Source organism: Synechococcus sp. F70.1 (assembly GCF_047502745.1).
Lineage (GTDB): Bacteria > Cyanobacteriota > Cyanobacteriia > Thermostichales > Thermostichaceae > Thermostichus.
The window spans coordinates 39885-55942 of sequence record NZ_JANSJL010000036.1 but is presented as its reverse complement, the minus strand read 5'-3'; the positions used below and the strand labels follow the sequence as shown (position 1 = coordinate 55942).

General features: G+C 59.9%; 11 protein-coding genes. 3 read left to right on the top strand and 8 right to left on the bottom strand.

Going from position 1 to position 16058, the window contains the following annotated elements; all coding sequences use genetic code 11:
* Nucleotides 1–78 precede the first annotated feature (78 nt).
* The 5 genes from NW860_RS02930 to nrdJ all read right to left on the bottom strand — a co-directional run bounded on the left by NW860_RS02930 (nucleotide 79) and on the right by nrdJ (nucleotide 7587).
* On the bottom strand, nucleotides 79–612 hold the full coding sequence (locus NW860_RS02930) for a hypothetical protein (RefSeq protein WP_414512287.1): 534 nt from the start codon (nucleotides 610–612) through the stop codon (nucleotides 79–81).
* A gap of 39 nt (nucleotides 613–651) precedes the next feature.
* On the bottom strand, nucleotides 652–2088 hold the full coding sequence (locus NW860_RS02925; protein ID WP_414512285.1) for an argonaute PAZ domain-containing protein: 1437 nt from the start codon (nucleotides 2086–2088) through the stop codon (nucleotides 652–654).
* 256 nt (nucleotides 2089–2344) lie between these two features.
* Nucleotides 2345–2815: a hypothetical protein gene (locus NW860_RS02920; RefSeq protein ID WP_414512283.1), complete on the bottom strand. Its 471-nt coding sequence runs from the start codon at nucleotides 2813–2815 to the stop codon at nucleotides 2345–2347.
* A gap of 34 nt (nucleotides 2816–2849) precedes the next feature.
* The gene (locus tag NW860_RS02915; protein WP_414512281.1) at nucleotides 2850–3881 is read right to left on the bottom strand and encodes a hypothetical protein; all 1032 of its coding nucleotides are present in this window, start codon (nucleotides 3879–3881) and stop codon (nucleotides 2850–2852) included.
* 226 nt (nucleotides 3882–4107) lie between these two features.
* Nucleotides 4108–7587, bottom strand: coding sequence for a ribonucleoside-triphosphate reductase, adenosylcobalamin-dependent (gene nrdJ, locus NW860_RS02910; protein ID WP_414512279.1), 3480 nt, complete (start codon nucleotides 7585–7587; stop codon nucleotides 4108–4110).
* Between the two features lie 230 nt (nucleotides 7588–7817).
* Between nrdJ and NW860_RS02905 the strand changes: the two genes are divergently transcribed.
* The 3 genes from NW860_RS02905 (at nucleotide 7818) to NW860_RS02895 (ending at nucleotide 11728) form a co-directional block, all read left to right on the top strand.
* Nucleotides 7818–9032, top strand: coding sequence for a site-2 protease family protein (locus NW860_RS02905; RefSeq protein ID WP_414512277.1), 1215 nt, complete (start codon nucleotides 7818–7820; stop codon nucleotides 9030–9032).
* Between the two features lie 91 nt (nucleotides 9033–9123).
* Nucleotides 9124–10431: a M16 family metallopeptidase gene (locus NW860_RS02900; RefSeq protein ID WP_414512275.1), complete on the top strand. Its 1308-nt coding sequence runs from the start codon at nucleotides 9124–9126 to the stop codon at nucleotides 10429–10431.
* 34 nt (nucleotides 10432–10465) lie between these two features.
* Complete coding sequence (locus tag NW860_RS02895) at nucleotides 10466–11728, top strand: M16 family metallopeptidase (RefSeq protein ID WP_414512273.1); 1263 nt, start codon at nucleotides 10466–10468, stop codon at nucleotides 11726–11728.
* Between the two features lie 356 nt (nucleotides 11729–12084).
* On the opposite strand, the gene NW860_RS02890 is transcribed toward NW860_RS02895, so the two are convergent.
* The 3 genes from NW860_RS02890 to NW860_RS02880 all read right to left on the bottom strand — a co-directional run bounded on the left by NW860_RS02890 (nucleotide 12085) and on the right by NW860_RS02880 (nucleotide 15775).
* Entirely contained in the window at nucleotides 12085–12672 is a 588-nt protein-coding gene (locus NW860_RS02890) for a DUF1997 domain-containing protein (protein ID WP_414512271.1), read from the bottom strand.
* A gap of 40 nt (nucleotides 12673–12712) precedes the next feature.
* Complete coding sequence (gene hisIE / locus NW860_RS02885) at nucleotides 12713–13387, bottom strand: bifunctional phosphoribosyl-AMP cyclohydrolase/phosphoribosyl-ATP diphosphatase HisIE (RefSeq protein ID WP_414393245.1); 675 nt, start codon at nucleotides 13385–13387, stop codon at nucleotides 12713–12715.
* 228 nt (nucleotides 13388–13615) lie between these two features.
* On the bottom strand, nucleotides 13616–15775 hold the full coding sequence (locus NW860_RS02880) for a polysaccharide deacetylase family protein (protein WP_414512269.1): 2160 nt from the start codon (nucleotides 15773–15775) through the stop codon (nucleotides 13616–13618).
* Between the last annotated feature and the right edge of the window lie 283 nt (nucleotides 15776–16058).

Below are 16058 nucleotides of genomic sequence, written 5' to 3'. Positions count from 1 at the left end.
CGTTGTGAGTAAACATAGTTGGCATCTCAAACCCTTCCCCATCCTAGCAGGGCCCTCAGGGGAGAGCCTCCTTCCTTGCTAGACGGCAATTAACTTCTGGCGATCTATGTTTTGCAGGATACTGAAGATGTTATCGCCAAGGCGCTGGAACTCCTTGCCGCTTTTGTCGGCAAAATGGAGCACCCAGGGCAGCCTACAGGCTTGGAAGCCACTGGCAGGATGAAGTTGAGAGAGGTGATAGGTTTGTAAAGCCAGAACTTCCAAGGGAGTCTTGCCGTGCTCGTGGATCGCTCGCAGAGGTCTTGCACTGCCGAGGGAGTTCCCACCTTTTCTAATGGGCTGGCTTGTTATTAGAGTAAACGACTTTCGCGAGTAGTCGAAAACAACAGTGCCTATTTTGGCATCTTTGTACTTACCTTTTCCTTCTTCTATCCCCATTCTTCCTGTACCGCTTTTGCGTATGCCAACAATATCCACAGCAATCTTTTCTTTTTCTAGCTCCTCAATTGTTCTACTAAATTCGCCTCCTTGAACTAAACCATCCCTCATCAAGAGAACCTTGCTTGGATATCGACTAAGCTTGTCATAAAACCTATCGACAAGTTTGGACACAGTTTGATAAATTGCGTCCCCGGAGAAGGTTTCTCCTCTCTACACAGCAGGTAGCTCCCAACCTAAGCTCTGCCCATCAGCCAGAACAGCGAAAGCAGAGGCTCCGTAGTATAGCCGCCGATTGGTTCCCACATCGAAGCCGATGATCAGCTCAGGGCCTACAGGATCGTCGAGGGGTTCCAGGAGTACCGGCTGCCACGCTGCCTTGCACAGAAGGCCTAGGACGACGTTTAGAGCCTTGTAGGGATCAGCCCCAGGGATCATAAACTGAGTCGCTATCCCTGCTTCAAGGGCCTCCATGCGGATCCTTTGCTTGCGCTCATTGGGTGACCAAGGCATAACGACCAAAACCGTTTTGATCCCTTGCTCAGCCCAGCTTTGCCAGAACCTTTTTCGGGCGAGATCGCCCTCAGGCAAGTCTTGCTGAGTGGCATAGAAGTCTACTTCAATTTCCGCGCCGCTTTTTTGGGCTACCTCAAGCAAGCAGTTGAGCACTTCGCTAGGGTACTCTCGCTTGTCGTCATAGAGGTTTAGACATGCAAACTTGGTCTCGCCTACCTTCGCACATCCCCGGTATCTAACCCGAGCAGGATTTTCAACTGGTCTGCGACCCGATCCCAATAGCTTTGGCTTGGGCAGGATGTAGCCTTGGGTCTTTAGCGGCTTAATTTCCTCAGGGGAAAGTTTGTAGACTTCCTTTATAATGGTCCTCGCAGTCTCTTCGGACTCTTCGAATCGTTCTTTCAAACTTTTTCTGATGCACTCGATAACAGCGGCGCTAACTTTTCCGCCAGGGCTTCTGTTGTCTTCTAGACTGGCTAGCATCTCCAAGGTTAAAGCAGGCGATAACCTTCGGGAGAGATGGGGATAACGTCTTTCCTTTGATGCTACTTCGACTACCCAAGAGCTCTCAACTTCTTCTACAAGTGCATTGTACTTCTGCAAATGATACTCCGCCAGACTGATGTTCTGCTCTGGTAACCGAATCTCCCGTGGGGATTGGTTAGAAAGAATACCCAGATATTTCCAAGTCAAACGTTTGCCGTTCGCATCAAAGTATGTATTTCGCACAATCTCGATTGGAACGTCCGGATAGCTTTCCAACCATTCATGCAAAGTCCACGGCGTGTAGAAGCGGTAATGAATATCGACTTCTAAGTAAAGCTTTCCGTCTGGTTCGACGGCAACATCTATCATTCTCCCTCTGTGGATTTCCCAGCCTTCTCCGGAAAGTTCTACCCCTTTCTGAGCAGTCACCCACCAGAGCAGGCCGCCTCCTATCCATTCGACTTCAGTTTTCTTGTACTGAGATTTAAGGCGCAACCCTATCCTCTTGCGCTCAAAGCTTTCGAGGGCGCTTCTTTCTTGAGCATTGGCACAGGTTAGAACCCTAAGCCCACGCTCTTCCAACTCCCACTCTGGTGTTTTGAGCTGGCTGGGCGAAACTCTTTCCTGCGTGATAATGCGACTTCCCAAACGAGCAGCTATTACATCTAGCCGATTGCAAACCCTAGCGATAGCTCTCTGCTCTTCTCCTAGCTCCGGGGGTGGGTTTGGCCTACAGTCGTACTCATAAAAGGTGAGGTCTTCCTGAGTTAGCTCCTTAACAAGAAAGCGATTGAGGATAACTGGGACTTCCTGCTGAAGCAGTCTCATTGGCAACCTCTGAGTTCAAGCTTCTCTCTAGAATAAGCCCTAATTTTCCCGATCGCGCCTTGGGGATCCCCCTAGGTTAGAGCTGAAACAACTCGGGCGGAGCCAGGTCGTGGCTAAGCGCCTCAGCCTCAAAGTGGCCGCTCATGCCCACCACCTGCCACTCAGCACTGCGATTCCCCTGACGGAAGCGCAGCCGTCGAGCCCGCAACGGCACCACGGCTACAACTTCTACTGGAAATTGTTGGTATTCGCCCAAGTACTCCCGGTAGTCCGGCGGCAGGTCGGCACTGCTTTCGATTTGAATCCAAAACACCCGCCCTGCCTGGTTGCCGTAAGCGCGGATCTGCTCCTGACCCTGGTACTGCTCCACGCCGCGCAGCCGCTGCCGCCCCACTTGCATAGACTTAGCCCACTCCGGCAAGGGATCCCCCAAGCTAATCGGCCAGGCTGGTGCACCCAACCCCAGCCAACACAACAGCAGCAGAACCCAGACCCAGGGCCAGCGACGTGCCCTTCTGCGCGCAGGGATCCCGTCCTGAGCAAGCATTGGTTTCCTCCCCAGTTCAACTCAAAACTTGGTCTCAACGCAGGCGAAAGCCAATCCGACCACGTTCACTATCGAAAGCAACGTCGGCGTTGAAAAACAGGGGCATGCCCAACAGTTGCACGCTCTGGTTGCCGTTGACAAAGATCCGATCCCGGCTGGGCGTTACCGGAAAGCCAACCCGGATGCGGTAGTCAAAGGCTCCTCCCAGCACAGCTCGCCACTCCGAGCCTGAGGGTAGGGTAGCGGTGGGAAAAGGAGCGGATCCCAATAGTCGAACGTTGAGGAAGATGTCGGAAGCGCCGCTGTCAAATACGGTGGGGCTAGGGACATTTTGAATAGAAGTATTGCTGATGCTGTAGGCCACTTGCAGAGCTTCATCCCGCCAGATGGGCGTGCCATCGGGAAAACTTCCCACCTGGGGCAGTGGCCGAAAACTGAAGCCAGCGGTGTTGGCCTCGGTCAGGCCGACGGTGAAAAGGCCCTGAGCAGACTCAAAGCCGCCGGTTTGGATGATGTACCCCGAGCGAAAATTGCCCGGCAGGCGAGTGAGAGGGCTAAACAGGTCGCGATTAGGGCTGCGCTCGTCCAACGAGGTGCCCAGGATCCCGGCAAAGGGCTGCCCTGGCCCAAATAGATAGTCGGAACACCTGGCCACCAGCGGCTCCACACAGGTGATTTGGTCAATCAACTGAATCGTGACCGGCTCTCGGCTCTGGATCCCACCCAAGCTGAAGGGAGCGCGAGCCAGCACACCGATAAATTGCGTGCCATCAGCGAAGGTTACCGTGGAAGGGATCCCCGTCCGCTCTAAGCCAAAGCGCCCTGCCACCGACGACAGAATACGCAGCCCCGCTGAGCCGGTATCCAGAAGCACTTCAGCCTCGCTCCCAGCCACACCCACTGTCAAGCCCAGCAACTTAAAGCGGCTGGTGCCCAGAGTGCGCACCGCTAGAGGAATCGACCGGCTGCCCGGCTCAGGCGGAGGAGGGATCAATCCAGGAGGGGAGGTCCCAGAGCCCTTGAGGCTAGAACAGGCGATCCCCAGCAGCACCACCAGCGCCAGCACCAGCCCCCTCAGCCTGCGCCAGGTTTCCCTTGTCCAGGCTTTCCTCGGGAGCCGCTCTCCTGTCTGCATCAGATCCTCCAGCCACCAAACGCTCGAGCAGGGAAAACCGGCCTATGCCAACCCCCCCTGCCCCTAGCTTGCCGAGGGGGCTGCCAAGGCGCGCAGTGCTCGGATATGCCGGCCAAGAACAGTGTAGCCAGAGCCCGAGGCGGGATCCCCCCCTCTGCTAGCGGGACGGGTTCTCGCCCTGCGGGCTAGCCTCCGGCATCAGACAGCCGAGGGCATCACACCCTGCTGGACCCTCTGCGGTTAGGGCGAGGTTGCGGTCATAGCGCGCCAGCGCCTCGTAAAAGTTGTCGGTCTTTCGTCTTTGCTTGACCTCGGCCATCAGCCGCTCGTAGGTGGCCTTGTCGATTTTCTCGAAGGGCAAGCGGGGGAAGGGAGCGTCGAAGCGGGCCAGCAGTGCTGCGCTGATGTAGCCCTCGTCGTCGCGGATGGCCTCGTAAATTCGGGATCCCAGCGCTTCGATCTCGTCCTCGCGCAGCTCGATGGTGGCGGAGGTGTTGTGGGTGGTGTAGTACTTTTGCACCTGCATGTAGAAGTCAAACTGAGCCAGGGCAGAGAAGCGCTCAACCTCAATCTCCTCGGCGCCGGGCAAATTGGCCCACTCCACCTCCACCGGCAGCTCTACCAACCACTCGGTGCAGCGGGGATCAAAGGGGTCGTTGAGCAGGTTGCCGTGCTCATCCTTGTCAGACTGGGCGGGCACCACCGAGTAGCCGTAGTCCAGGCAGGCCAGGGCCACGGGGTCGTTTTTGGCAAAGGTGATGCGGCGAATGTAGCGCTGAGCCTTGGGCGGGTGCCAGCCGGGAGAGGCGTTAGTCAGGAGCGACTTGGTGCCGGCAGGTTGAACGGTGGTGCAGCGGTTGGGGCGGCGCAACCCGTGACGGTCGCAGTAGTCCCAAACCACGCGGTGAACGACCTCCTTCCAGAAGCTGAGGTATTCCCGCTCCTGCTGCTTAAACTCCCGCCCCAGAGGCGTATCGGGCCTCCCTTCCTGCCACCAGCGCAGCCAGTCCACCCCAAAGGCTTTGACGCAAAAGTCAAATAGACCAGTAAACGAGACGCCGACAATGGGATCCCATTCCCTTGAGCGCTGGAAGCGGGGCTCAACAAAGCGGTGGTGCAATAGCGCCGCAGCCGACAGGGCCCCTGCCGTAAAGGCCTCCTCTTGCTCCTGGCGGTTGTGGGGATCTAGCCGGTTGAGGTGGATCTCGGCCAGATTGCAGTGGAAGTCGCATCCGATGATCTCACCGCAGTTGTGGACAACCAACCCATTGGCATCAAAGCAGCTTGGGCCGGGCACGGTGCAGTCATAGACCGGTTCCACGCCGTCAGGCTCCAGGGCTGCAACTGTAACCGTAAACCGCTCCCGGTTGAGCCGGCGCTGGTCGCTGCCGAGCAGTTCACCTAGCTTCTGAGCTTTGCGCGGTTCTCGAAAGCCCACCACTGCCTGAAACTGGTGCAGGTTGTCCCCGCTAATGACCAGCTCGTGCTGCACCTTGTAGGCGTAGGGGGCTGGCTGGCGCTTGCTATCAGGCAGCAGACGATACCCAGCGGGACGGCGATTCTCGTAGATGACCGAGACAATCCCTAGACGCGCCAGCATGCGCTGCACAGCTTTGAGGGTGTCCAGGTTGCTTTGGGAAAGCCGCACACTAACTCCCTTCTCTTGACCGCCCTGCACACTGCCGTCTGCGTCAAACAGGCCGCACAAAAAGCCGCGGTGGAAATCAAAGCTTGTGGCTTCCAGTGCCGCAGTCATTTGCTTCTGTCCTGGAGCCATGCCGAACTTAGCTGCCAGTTTCGCCAAGCCGGTGGAATGGATAACCCGGCACTTCAGCTTGGGGTGATAACAGGTCTCTGGCCGGCGAGGTTCGTACCCTACCGCAGCCTGCAACAACTGGGCCGCATGGAGGCTCATCTCCTGCTGCGTATCCTGCCAATAGCGCAGTACAGCCGTGTCATTCCACTGGGTTGTGGCAAGGCTGCCGTCGCCCAGCCAATTCCCCAAGAGCCAGCCTTCCTCCCAGGTCCCCTCACCATCCCAGGGGGTTAGGTCGCGATGGTTGTGCAGCAGAATGCGGTCGCCCGGGCGGAGCTCTTCTGCCGGCACCCATTCGGTGTATTGCGCCTTTGGAGTCTGGGCAATGACTTTGAGAACACGATGGTTGCCCGTCAGCCGAAGAGAAAATCCCTCCTGGGTCACCAGCTTGAGCACGGGCTTGGTGCCGGAGTAGAAAAACCCCTCTGGCGTCGTGCTGAATAGCTCGCCGTTGACGTAGGTGCTGTGCTGCTTGCCAATAAGGTCTTTCACCTGGCGCGGGCCGTCGCCCGTGTGGATCCAAGTGTCTGCGGTAACGCAGGGGTTCAGCCCATACCGTTGCACCCTATGCCACGTTGGCGGTTGGACAGACGGAGAGCTACTAGCTGCCTGCCGCTCCTCTATCCAGCGCCTAGCTCCCTCGGGTCCCTCCGAGGCATAGACGTTGAGGAACTCCCGCTTCAGCTCGGGGGTGTTGATTAGGTCGGCGTTGGCCCGCGCTACGGCTTCCCCAGCCCACTGGATGGCCCCCTCGCCGGAGTAAAACTGCTTGCGCACGGCAGCAATGCACTCTTCCCGCGTTGGCTTGCGGTGAAACACCCGGGTGTGGTTGGCCATGCGCAGGGCATCTCGCTCAGGGTCAATTCTCCAGTTGCCCTGCTCGTCCTGCTGCCAGAGATTGTCTTTGGCGCTAGATCCCAGCTCGTCGTCGGCGGCAAACTGGCGCATACCTGCACTACGGCGGATATTCCCCGCCACCACCGTTGCGGCCGCCTCATCAATGAGCAGGCAGCACTCCACCGAGTTCAGTTGCCTGCCCACGGCTTTGTTGAGGATGGCGGCACAGCGCTGGTACAAGCCAGGCAGCTTGATGGGGTTGGCCACGCCCCCAAACCCTTTTAGCCGCTCCCCAGCGGGGCGCACATGGCTGAGATCCACCGTCACCTCCACCTGACCCCCAAAACTGGGATCCGCCGCCAGCTCCAAGAGAGCTTGGTAAGACTCCACCCAGCCGCGGCGGCTATCGCCCACCTGGATGTGCACGTGAGAGCCCTGGCGCTGGATGCGGGTGTGTTCCTGCCGCCCTTCGGGGGGGGTGGCACCAATGGATCCTACTACCTGCACCTCTAGGCGGTTGAGGATGGGGGGCAACTGGCTGATGAACTGAGGCTCCAGCACCGCTCCCGTGCCACAGCCCATCATGGCCAGATCCATCATCAGGCCAAAGGAGCGCCAGTCCACCACGGTGAGGCTAGTGCAGTTATAGGCGCCGGAGTAGTTTTCCGGCTTCTGGATCCACTCGGTGCCCATCACCCACAGGGCCCGACCTGAGATCAACGCTTTCAACTGCCGCTGCAGACGTTCCAACAGCTCCCGCTCCTGGGGAGTAAGGCGCCCTAGGCGGGCAATATCGGCCAGGGTGCGATCGCAGACGTCACTCCAAGTCTCGCGGCTGCCATCGGGGCGGCGCCGACTATAGGTGCGGTAGAACACTGGGGCAGCCGTTGGGGCTGTCGCGGGGAACTCGTCTACAAAACCTGGCGCTTGTTCCTGGGGCGAGGGTACCGCTTTGCTCTGCTCGTAGGAGGAAGTCGATACCATAGCTGTTTCCGTCGTCCCCCAGAAAGAGGGACAAAAAAATAGGGTCACTGTGGCTAACCCGGCCGCTCTAGCAGGGTTGCCTGGTTTGCTGGACAGCTACCCAGGGTACCACAAGGATTCGCTGCGAAGTCCCGGAAAGGGCTAGAGTGGAAAGAAAGGGATCCCAAGGAGAAAGGTTGCCTGCTGTCCTAAAAGCCCTCCTGGGCAAGAGCTGTGTAGGAGTTAAGGCCATGACCAGTCGCCTGCGCATCGGGAATTTGTGGGGGATCCCCTTGTTCCTCGACTACACCTGGTTTCCAGCGGCTCTGCTGCTGGTGCTCTCCTACGGGGTGGTGCCAGCGGTGGGGCTTTTTCTTTCGCTATTGGCCCATGAGTTGGCCCACAGCCTAGTCGCCCGGGCCTATGGAGTACGGGTGAGCTCCATCACCCTGTTCATCTTTGGCGGCATGGCGGCCATTGAGCGAGAAGTGCCTCGCCCCCTGGGCGCTTTTTGGGTGGCTTTGGCAGGGCCCCTTCTCAGTTTGGGCTTGTTTGTCCTCTTCAGCGTGGCTGGAGCTTGGGCGGGGCCAGGGTCGCCGCTGACCTCAATGCTGGCCAGCTTGGCTGCCATCAACCTAGTGATTGCCCTGTTTAACCTGCTGCCAGGGCTGCCCCTGGATGGGGGGCAGATGCTCAAAGCAGCCATCTGGGGTTGGACAGGGGATCGGCAAAAGGGCATGTTGTGGGCAGCTCGAGCTGGCCAGGGAGTGGGCTGGGGCTTGGTGGGCCTGGGTCTAGTAGGGGTATTTTTGGGGAGCCTCAATGGCCTTTGGACGGGGCTAATTGGCTTGTTTATTTTAAATAGCGCCCGTCGCTACGAGCAGTATGCGCAGCTGCAGCGGGTGTTGGCTCGCCTGAAGGCCGCAGATGTCATGAGCCGCCGCTTTCGCGTGGTGGATGCGGGCATGAGCCTGCGGGAGTTTGTCGATCGCTACCTGATCCCTGCCTCCCTCCAGCCAGAGACCGCAAGAGGCGTTCAGGAAGTGTACTTTGCCGAGGAGGACGGTCGCTACCGGGGCCTGGTTAGGCCGGAACTGCTCAACGACATCGAGCGCAGCCAGTGGGATCACCTCACCCTCAAAGCCATTCTCAAGCCAATGGAGCAACTTCAAGGGGTGCGGGAGGAAACTCCCATTGTCCAGGTCATCCAGATGATGGGCCAGGCGGAGCCGCGCCGAGTCTTGGTCTTCACCCCCAGCGGCGCCATTGCCGGCCTGATCGATCGGGGAGACGTGGTGGCCGTAGCCGCGCGGGAGCTGGGAGTGACCCTGCCTAAGGAAGTGGTGCAGCGGGTGCGCGAAAGTGAAGAATGGCCGCCTGGCTTTCAGGTAGAAGAGAGCCTAGTTGGTGAGGGATCCCCCAGCTTGTCGTGGCCAGGATCAACGGATACCCCTTCCCAAGACTAGTAAAGATAAACCCAATTGCTCCCTGAAGGCTCTCAGCGGCGGTTGTGCGGGTAAGATTAAGTTTGTTCTCTGCTGATTAAGAACTTTGACCTTGAGCCGCGCACCGCGTCTTCTTCCTGCTTACACCCATCGCCTAAACAACGGGCTAAGCGTCATTCTTCACCCCCTTCCCATTGCCGATTCGGCCACGGTGGACGTCTGGGTCCAAACAGGCGGGCGCAACGAGCCGCCGCAGTGGCTGGGCATATCCCACTTTCTGGAGCACATGGTCTTTAAGGGCAGCGAGCGGCTGGCCCCCGGGGAGCTGGATCGGGTTATTGAAGGGCGGGGAGGGAGCACCAACGCTGCCACTGGCCAGGATTACACCCACTACTACATCACCGTAGCTGCCACCGACCTGCCGGATACCTTGCCCTATCTGGCGGAGGCAGTGTTGCGGGCCAGGATCCCTCCGGAGGAGATGGAGCGGGAGCGCCAGGTGGTTTTGGAGGAGATTCGCCGCGCTGCCGACAACCTAGGGCACACGGCCTATCAGCTTCTCCTGGAAACTGCCTTTGGGGTGGAGCACCCCTATGGGCGACCCGTGCTGGGCACGCCAGAAAGCCTGATGGGGTTGACCCCAGAGCTGCTACGCGCCTACCACCGCGGCTGGTACCGACCCGAGTACATGACGGTGGTGGTGACGGGAGGCATTGATCCTGACCAGGTGCTGGCGCTGGTGGAAAGAGAGTTTGGGGATCCTGCCAGCGGCTCTGCCTGGACAAGGCCCCCAATCCCGCCTCAGCCTCGTCCCCAAGGGATCCTGCGCCGCGAGAGCACCCATACCCGCCTGGAGCAGGCTCGTCTAAAATTGGCCTGGCCCACCGTCAGCCTCGAGGCCTGGGAGCAGGTTTGCGGCCTGGAGCTGTTGGCCGCGGTACTGGGGGGAGGCCGCACTTCGCGGCTAGTGCATCTGTTGCGAGAGCAGCGCGGCTGGGTGAGGAGGGTGGGCTGTTCTTCACTGGTGCTGAAAGAGGGGGGGCTTTTTTGCATTAGTGCTCGCCTGGAAGTGGAAAACCTGGAGCGGGTGGAGGCAACCATCTTGCGCGAGATTGAGAAGCTGCAGCAGGAGGGTATCGGTCAGGCTGAGCTAGATCGAGCGCGGCGCCTGCTGACCCACGAACTCCTCTTCTCTGCCGAGTCGCCTAGCCAACTGGCAAGCATCTACGGCTACTACGAGACCCTGGTTGGGGTGCAGCGCCTGCAGGAGTACCTGGAGCTGTTGCAAGCGTTTACCCCAGCCCAAGTCCGTGAGCTAGCTCAGCAGTACCTCTCTCCGGAGGCTTACGTGGTGGTCTTGCTCAAGCCGGCTGCTTCTGGCGCTGCTGCGGCTTCGGAGCTGCAACTGGCCTGCCGGTAGATCCCTTGCCCCTAGGAGCTTCCCTCTCTTTGCCATGCAACGTGGCCGTTTACAGCGCCTTCGCCTGAGCAACGGCATCACGCTGCTGTTGGGCCAGAATCCGGCAACGGAAATCCTGGCTGCTCACTGTTTTTTTCGCGGCGGCAGCCGGGTGGAGCGACCGCAGCAGGCAGGCTTGAGCCACTTGCTGGCGGCTGTCCTCACCAAGGGCACCCAGCAGCGCGACTCCCAGGCCATTGCTGCCTGGGTGGAATCCCTAGGGGCTGGGCTTGGGGTGGAAAGCTCTGCCGACTGTCTCGAGGTCGCGCTACAGTGTGTGGCGGCTGATTTCCCCGAGCTGCTGAAGTTGCTTGCGGAAATCCTCCGGGAGCCCAGCTTTCCGGAAGCGGAGGTAGAGCGCGAGCGGGAGCTGCTGTTGCAGACCATTCGCGCCCAACAGGAGCGACCCTTCAGCCTTGCCTTCAACCAGGTTCAGCAGACCCTCTATGGGGATCACCCCTATGCCCTTCCCGAGCTGGGATGGCTGGAGACGGTGGGATCCCTGACCCGGGAGGACTTGCTGGCCTACCACGCTACCTACTGCCGCCCGGAGGGAATGGTGATGGCGGTCATCGGTCCAGAGCCGCCGGAGACGATGGCGGCCCAAGTGGAAGCTGTCCTGGGAGATTGGGTAAGCACCAGCCCGCCTGCTCCTGAACTAGACCTGTCGCTGCCCCCTTTGGAGAAGCCGCAACTGCGAAAGCTATTCCAACCCACCCAGCAGACAACGATTGTGCTTGGCTTTCGCGGATCCCCCGCTGCTTCTGCGGATTATCCGGCCCTGAAGCTGCTGGCCACTTACCTAGGCAGCGGCCTGTCCAGCCGCCTGTTTGTGGAGCTGCGGGAGCGCAGGGGCCTGGCCTATGAGGTCTCGGCCTTCTTTGCCACCCGCCGGGATCCTGCCCCTTTTGTGGCCTACCTGGGCACGGCAGCGGAGAACACTCCAGTGGCCCTGGAGCGCCTGCAGGCGGAGATCCATCGCCTACACAAAACCCTCCTTAGCGATGAGGAAGTGGAGATGACTCAGCGCAAGCTCTTGGGCCAGTATGCCCTCAGCAAACAGACCAACGCCCAGGTGGCGCAACTGGCCGGCTGGTACGAGATTCTGGGCCTGGGCATGGAGTTCGACCAGCAGTATTTGCAGAGGGTGAGGCAGCTCACACCTGCCCAGCTCCAGCAGGCCGCAAAAACCTACCTAGTTAACGCCGCCATTGCTCTGGTGGGGCCGGAAGAAGCTCTGGCAGGGGTTGAATGGTAGGCACGTGCCCCAATAAGGGGTTGGCATTCTCCCCAACCCTGGAGGTGGGATTCTTGACTTGCTCCCTGCAGGCTACACCGGTGCGCCGAGGTGGATGCCACCACCTACCCCTGAAGGGCGCTATTCTCCCGTTACCGAGGTCTGCCCACCTCTTGCGCAGCGCGGGGAGACCCAAGCGAGGTTCGGCGGGAACAGGATTCAGTTTTGGCAGCGGCTGTCTCTTCCAGGGCACAACTAGCGGAGGATTTCCGCGTCTGATGGTTCCTCCGCACCTCCCATCAAGGTCGTGTTTTTGAGGACAGCACGACGTTTACACCGGCTGGCGGGAAAGGCCGAGCAGCCTGCCCGCAACGGCATCACGCCCTATCCTCCACCGTAACCAAGCGATAGGGGTGATGGGGACGACCAACGGAGCGGTAGAAATCGCTGCAGACATTGTGAGTAAAGCGATTGCTGAGGCTGCGGGTAACCTGCTGCACCACTTGGCTGCCCACTCCCTGAACCAACTTGCGCGGCAGAACGTGCAAAAACTTGGGCAAATGCAGGCGCACATCCAGATGGAGATCCCAGTGGACACGGGTGGTGGCAGGGGATCCCGGCAGCTCCTCCAGCCGGAAGCTGGCCTGACAATCCACCCGATAGGGCAGGGCAGCATCCCCCGGCAGCTCAATGGAGGTGAGCCGAAATAGGTAATCTTCCTCCGGCCAAATCTTGATCCCAAAGCTGGGCTCCAGCTCAAATCCTAGGCCGCCCATGCGGAAGAACTGCAGCCTGTAGGTTTCAGCAGAGAGGGGCTCCACTCGCAACGGCTGGAAGCAGCGCTGGATCCACTGGCCATGGCCCCGCAGGTAACAAGCCAACGTCTCCCGATCGGTTTCCAGATCCACCTGGCCCCGTCGCCCGGCCTGCAACTCCAAGGGGGTCTTGGCTGGGGGCTGATCCATCTCCTCCAAAAGCGGCTCCCCTCCCTTGGACAGAGCACCTTCACTGAGGGGAACGACGGGCTTGGAGCTGGCGATAGACATCCCGAATATCCACCTGATAGTGAGCAAGAGCCACAAGGCAGTGGTACCAGAGATCCGCCACCTCGCGGGCCAGGGCTGTCTTGTCCCCCTCCTTTGCCGCCATCACCACCTCAGCCGTCTCCTCGCCGAGTTTTTTCAGGATGGCGTTGTCTCCCTTGGCCAGCAGGCTGCTGGTGTAGGAATCGGGCCGGGGATCCGCCTGGCGGGCTTTGACGACGGCAAACACCTGCGACAGGGTATCGGCTGCCGGAATGGGATCCCCTTGCAGCGTGCGGAAGAAGCAGCTCCGTGCCCCCGTGTGGCATGCCGCATCCCCCACCTGCTCCACCAAGATGACCAGCGCGTCGCTGTCGCAGTCGTAGCGGATTTGCTTGACCCACTGGACGTGGCCAGAAGTTTCCCCTTTGGGCCACAGCGCCTGCCGCGAGCGGCTCCAAAACCAGGTGCGGCCTGTTTCCAAAGTTTTCTGCAGGGACTCCCGGTTCATCCAGGCCATCATCAGCACCGTCCCATCCAGGTAGTCCTGCACGATGGCCGGGATCAAACCCTGTTCGTTGTAGCGGAGGCTGTCTAGACGAGCAACCTCTGCTTGTAGAAGAGGGCGGGGCAGATCTGCTGAAGCAGAAGAAGCCATAGGAAGCAGCAGAAAAGTATTGAAAGCAAGATAGCAAAACCAGCTTCAGAAAGGATATCCCTCCAGGTCCCAACCCCCCTTGGCCACTTTCAACAGTCGCAACCAGCCCGGCTGCTGTCAGAACCCAGGGGGTGACAAACTTCACCCCGCAAACCAAGGGAACCTGGCCTAGCTTTGGCCTCAGCTTGAGGTTAAATGCTGCGCTCACCGACTCTTTGCAGCCATAGCTCAATCTAGAGCCACCCTGGGCAGCAGTTTCCGGGTTGGCTTGCGCTCCAGAGGCCAAGTTGGCCGCTCCAGGCGCGTATCCACCAGCACAGCGCTAGGAGAGAAGTCCACCCGCTCCAGCAGCCGCTTCAGCAGTTGGGCGTCGAGGGCGTCCCCGCCTCCAGACAGAGGGGCAGTTCCCGCGCCTAGGGGTGTAGGGGTTGCTAGAGGGGATCCCTCCTCACTGCGCCCAGGTTCGGCTAGCAGCAATTCCGCCACTGCCTGGGCCAGTTCTTGGCCGTACACGCCATCGGGGCCAGAGGGGAGCAGATCCAGCCGTCCCTGCTGAGCAGCCAGGTGGCTCAACCCCAGTTGCACTGCCACTACGGCCGGGCCCCGATCCCCCTGCCTCAGAGTGCGCTGGCCGGCCAGAATGCTCTTCAGTTGGGCCCTGGCTGCCTCTTGGTCGCTAGCCGGCAAAAGTTGCACCAGCCCCTCCAGCCGATCTCCCTCAGAGCCAGCCTCGGCTTCTAGATGGGGATCCCTTGCCCATAGGCGGTTCAGGTCGTAGAGCAGAATGGCATGGGGCACAGGGCGGCTGGGCTGGTTGGGGCCGGCATGGCCAGTGGCCAGAATTTCTCCTCGGTAAACCAACGAAGTGCTAAAGCCAGAGTCCAGCAGCACCGCCTCGCGGATCCCGATTTTGGGCAATAGGCTAGCCAGGATGGCGGCGTTGACGTGGGTTTTGGTAACTCCGATCACTACCTGGTCTTGGTTGTCCACCCCAAAGAAAGCCCTGGGGCGAAACTCGGCGGCGCTAGAGAGGCGAAACGAGTCAATCTCCGCTGGCGAAAGGGCCCGGCCATCCTTGACCAGCCACAAGCCCGCCACAAACAGGTCCGTGACATCCGGCATGAGCTGGCGAAGGTTGTCGAGCTGAGTCATCGTGTCGGGATCAAAAGGCACAAAGCGCAGCCGATCCCTGCCCAGCAGCACCAGGGGGCGACCGCGCAGCACCTTGTCATCTTCGGGGCGACCGGGGATGAAGGTCTTGTGGTTGGCAGCCATCACCGGCCCCACCATGACGTTGCTAGCGGAGTTAATCCAGGGAATGGAGAAGAAGCTGCCGTTAATGCCCGCATCGGCCTGGTAGCGCTGGACTAGCGTCCTTACCTCGTAGCGCCGTTCTGCGTGCACTGTGGCTGCCCGTCCGCCGCGGATGGTGAGTACCCGCACCCCGTCGATCACTTCATCGGTCAAGGCCAACGGCTGAGTAACATCCAGCCAGTAGTCGGGGCTGCGGCCAAGGGTGAAGGTGCGAGCGCCAATAATGGCTTCGGTAAGGCGGAACTGGTTAAAGCGGCGCACCTCCAGCAGGTTGGGAGACTGGCCTGTAAAGCCAGGATCCATGGTGAAAGCCATCCGGTAGCCCGCCTCGGCAAGAAACCGCTTCACCCGCTCGTCCCGATTGCCTTCGGGATAGGCAAAGTAGTAGATGGGGTGGCCCAGCTCCTGCTCCAGCTTGGCCTTGCAGTCAAACACCTCTCGCCGCAGACGGTTGTCGTCCAGCACCCGCAGGTCGGGAGGATGGTTAACGGTGTGGGCGGCAAAGTCGATCAACCCACTGGCGTCCATCTCCCGCATCTGATCCCAGGTAAAGTGATCCTTGCTGGTGGGCACGCCGACAAAGCCAGTTTGCACAAAGTAGGTGGCAGGGTAGTTGTACTCCTTTAGAAGCGGGTAGGCGTTCTCGTACAGGCCCAGGTAAGCGTCGTCAAAGGTCAGCAAAATGGCTTTTTCCGGCAAGGGATCCCCGTCGCGTAGGTGTTTGTACAGTTGGTCAATGTGGATGGGGGTCAGCCCCGCCTGCTTAATGGCCTCGAAGTGCTGCCGCAGCTCGGCTACCGTGGTGTCAAACCACACCTGTTTGCGGCCAGCTACCACGTCGTGGTACATGATGGCCGGCACGTAAGAGAGGCTGGCTGTGGGATGAAGGGCAAAGGGATCCCGCTTTTGGGGGAGGGTCAGGCGCTGTTGGGACGCCTTGGCTTGGGCGCGGGGAGCAGGTATCTCGGCTGCAGGCACTAGCCCCAGTAGGCGGCTAGCCCAGTTGGGATGAGCAGTTACCCAGGCCACTAGGGCGCCGGCGCCAAACCCCAGCACCGTGACCAACAAGGCCAAGAAGCCGAGGAGCCGGAAGCGCAACTTCGTTGGCGGTTGCCGTACGGGAGCAGGAAAACTTCGGTGGCGGAAGGCGGAGGGAGGGAACGGGGTTCCCCTTTTTGCACTGGGGACTGGATAGCCACCCCAGCGCCTCGGCGGCTGTCGAGACGTCATGTTCTCCTCCTCACCGGCAAAACCAGCGTTAGCCTACCACCCTCATCTGCTGGTGGGGATCCAGCAGAGCCACAGCTGCCTTCTAGGCAAGTTAGCTGAGGTTGCTCAACAAATTGGACTCTGTAAT

Bases quoted from the DNA above. Each gene is read 5' to 3' on its own strand.
- nrdJ (WP_414512279.1), bottom strand. From the start codon at position 7,587: ATGGTATCGACTTCCTCCTACGAGCAGAGCAAAGCGGTACCCTCGCCC.
- NW860_RS02895 (WP_414512273.1), top strand. From the start codon at position 10,466: ATGCAACGTGGCCGTTTACAGCGCCTTCGCCTGAGCAACGGCATCACG.
- NW860_RS02905 (WP_414512277.1), top strand. From the start codon at position 7,818: ATGACCAGTCGCCTGCGCATCGGGAATTTGTGGGGGATCCCCTTGTTC.
- NW860_RS02920 (WP_414512283.1), bottom strand. From the start codon at position 2,815: ATGCTTGCTCAGGACGGGATCCCTGCGCGCAGAAGGGCACGTCGCTGG.
- NW860_RS02890 (WP_414512271.1), bottom strand. From the start codon at position 12,672: ATGGATCAGCCCCCAGCCAAGACCCCCTTGGAGTTGCAGGCCGGGCGA.
- hisIE (WP_414393245.1), bottom strand. From the start codon at position 13,387: ATGGCTTCTTCTGCTTCAGCAGATCTGCCCCGCCCTCTTCTACAAGCA.